The organism is Actinoplanes sp. NPDC051633, assembly GCF_040681735.1.
Lineage (GTDB): Bacteria > Actinomycetota > Actinomycetes > Mycobacteriales > Micromonosporaceae > Actinoplanes.
On sequence record NZ_JBFAZH010001033.1, the window covers coordinates 1 to 2,765 of the forward strand.

General features: G+C 70.5%; 3 protein-coding genes. 2 read left to right on the forward strand and 1 reads right to left on the reverse strand.

The window, feature by feature from the left end; translation table 11 throughout:
• Window positions 1-198 (reverse strand): hypothetical protein (locus AB0M20_RS36415; RefSeq protein ID WP_364305207.1); only part of this gene is annotated, 198 nt, incomplete at its 3' end.
• Between AB0M20_RS36415 and AB0M20_RS36420 the strand changes: the two genes are divergently transcribed.
• Together AB0M20_RS36420 and AB0M20_RS36425 are read left to right on the forward strand one after the other, a co-directional pair.
• Window positions 197-556 (forward strand): hypothetical protein, encoded by a 360-nt coding sequence (locus AB0M20_RS36420; RefSeq protein ID WP_364305209.1) that lies wholly within the window; start codon window positions 197-199, stop codon window positions 554-556. The genes AB0M20_RS36415 and AB0M20_RS36420 overlap by 2 nt on opposite strands.
• 113 nt (window positions 557-669) lie before the next feature.
• Complete coding sequence (locus tag AB0M20_RS36425) at window positions 670-2,700, forward strand: M14 family zinc carboxypeptidase (protein ID WP_364305211.1); 2,031 nt, start codon at window positions 670-672, stop codon at window positions 2,698-2,700.
• Window positions 2,701-2,765: the final 65 nt, after the last annotated feature.

The following is a 2,765-nucleotide window of genomic DNA, read 5'->3' on the forward strand; positions in this document are numbered from 1 at the left end:
GTCGGCGGTCGCGGCCGCCGTCCTGATCTGGGCGGTGCCAAAGATCTCCGGCGATGCGGCCGCGCGAGAGGGGGACGCACCGACATCGTCTTCTGCGCCGTCGCCCGCGTCACCTGCCGCGCCTCGAACGCTGCGCGCCGAGTTCGAGGCCTTCTGGCCCGGCATCGTCTGCCGCCCGGAGCCGATCAGCGTCGGCATGAAGTTCAAGGATAAGTGCGCGGTCGACGGCGCGGGTGTCGCGATCACCATGTACTGCGTGGAATACGAAAGCATGTCCGCGATGACGGAGCAGGGACGCCCCGGCGGTGAACGGAACAACATCGATGAGGAGAACGTCGACTGGCGTAGCGAGTGGTATCGGAAGGACTCGACCCGGCAAGGCGCCTTCGCCGTCTACCGCCTTCCCGACACCGAGAAGTCGGCGATCTGGTGGGAGGACGACACCGACCCGGTGGCGTGCTTCCTGCACGGTCCACCGGAGAGCGGTGAGGCTCTGGTGAGCGCCTACCAGAAAAGCAAGTTCTCGCTGCGGGATCCTGTTCCGTCCGCTCCGTGACGGCCGGTCGGGCCGCACCGCCGGATCGGCCGGACTACAGGCACTTCCGACACGCCCCACCTCATCCCGCCGGCGATGTTGACACGGGTCAATGGATGGGCTGGTGTGGACGCATGTCCAGAAAGTGGCTCGCTCTAGCCGTACTTCTCACCTCGTTTCTGGTAGCGCCGCAGGCGGCCGCCGCGGCCGCGCCCGGCGTCCAGCTCGCCGCCGGCCAGACCGCCCTCGTCCGCTTCCAGCTGCCGTCCGAAGACCTCTTCCGCGACCTCGTGGCCGAGGGCGCCGACATCGCCGCTCGCCCGCGCACCAGCGCGGGCAAGACGCTCGCCGACATCGTCGTGACCGGCGCCGGCCTGGCCGCCCTCGAGGCCCGCGGCGCCACCGCCGTGCAGCTCATCCCGACCATCGCCGCCCTCGGCACCAGCATGAGGACCGGTGCGAAAGCGGTGGCCGCCGACACCCTGCAGTTCCTCCAGGCCTACTGGTGGACCAGCAACGGCAAGACCTTCGTGCAGACCCAGGTCGCCACCACCGCCAGCGACGACCCGGACGTCGAGATCACCGTGACCTGGCGCACCGCCGACGGCGCCACCGGCACGTACCCGCTGGTCCGATTCGAGGACGCGGGGGAGTACCAGTACCACTGGGCGGTGCCGCAGCCGCTGCCCGCGCAGCCCGTGTCGGTCAGCGCCACCTCCAGCCTCGGCGGCCGCTCCCGGCAGATCAGCCCGGCGGTCTGGCCCGGCACGACGCCGCCCGCCACGCCGGCCGGCTACCAGAAGGACTTCATCGACGCCTACATGACGCCGACCGACGTCAGCGCCCGGATCAAGCGGCTGCACCGGCAGTACCGGAATCTCGTCGACGTGCTCGACCTGCCCAACAAGACCCAGGGCTATCGGCGTACGGCGACCGCGCTGATCGGCGGCATCGTGGTCGAGTCCGTGAAGTTCGGCGACCAGGGGTGGAACGGTGTCCAGGTGCGTACGGTCGACCCCGGCGCCCCGAACCGGCCGCTGCGCGTCACGTACCGCGATCGGGTCCTGACGGTCTCGCTCGCCACCGACGCCGAAGGCAAGACGATCAGCTCGACCGCCGACGTCGCCTCGGCGATCAGCGTGACCTTCCCGCAGCGCTTCCGCGCCGTCGTGGCCAACGACGGGGTGGGCCTGCCGATGCCGGTCACCGGCCCGGTGCGCCTGGACGACGGCCTGGCCGGCACCGAGGTGCCCACGCGCCCGTGGACCGTGCAGGCCCTGCGAATCGGCTCGGTCCGCGACGGCTCGAAGATCGGTGTGCTGACCTACTCGCAGGAGCACGCGCGCGAGTGGGCGACGCCGCTGGTGACCCTCGAGTTCGCCGAGCGGCTGCTGGCCAACTACGCCACCGACCCGGCCACCCGCGAGCTGCTCGACTCGGTCGAGGTGTTCGTGATCCCGACGGTCAACCCGGACGGCGCGAACTACTCGTTCAACGACTTCAACTTCCAGCGCAAGAACCTGGTCAACCACTGCACCGGCGCGGCCCGCGACCCGCGTAACCGCAACTCGTGGGGCGTGGACGTGAACCGCAACTACGCCGTCGGCTCCTACTTCGACGGTTACGTGGGCGGCAGCGCCAACTGCCTGTCCGGGACGTACTCGGGCACCGCCGAGCTGTCCGAGGCGGAGAGCCGCAACGTCGTCGCGCTGGCCGAGGCGCACCCCAACATCAAGTACTCGATGAACGTGCACAGCTACGGCGGCTACTTCATGTGGAGCCCGGGGGCGTACAAGGCCGAGGGCCGGGTCACGCTGCCGCGGCCGTCGATCGACGAGGCGAAGTACTTCCTGGACAGCGCCCGCCGGATCGTCGGCGCGATCGCCACCGAGCGCGGGACGGTCACGTGGCCGTCGTACACCGGGCCGGTGGCCGACGTGCTCTACTCCGCGGCCGGCAACTCGGCCGACCACCTCTACTACGACCTGGGCATCACGGCCTGGAACTTCGAGGTGGGCAACGACAAGTGGAACGAGGCCACGCAGCAGTGGGAGGGCGTCGGCTTCCAGCCGCCCTACGACGAGGCGCACGGCGAGTCCCAGGAGTACGCGGCCGGCCTGGTCGAACTGGTCCGGGTCGCCCGCGACAAGGCGGCCACCAGCTAGCGCGACGGCGGACGCCGGGCCGCGCAGCGAGGCGGCCCGGCGTCCCGCCCGACCGGGAAGAAGGG

What these genes read in the sequence shown, in the direction of transcription:
- AB0M20_RS36420 (WP_364305209.1), top strand. Translation starts at nt 197, where the DNA reads ATGAAGTTCAAGGATAAGTGCGCGGTCGACGGCGCGGGTGTCGCGATC.
- AB0M20_RS36425 (WP_364305211.1), top strand. Translation starts at nt 670, where the DNA reads ATGTCCAGAAAGTGGCTCGCTCTAGCCGTACTTCTCACCTCGTTTCTG.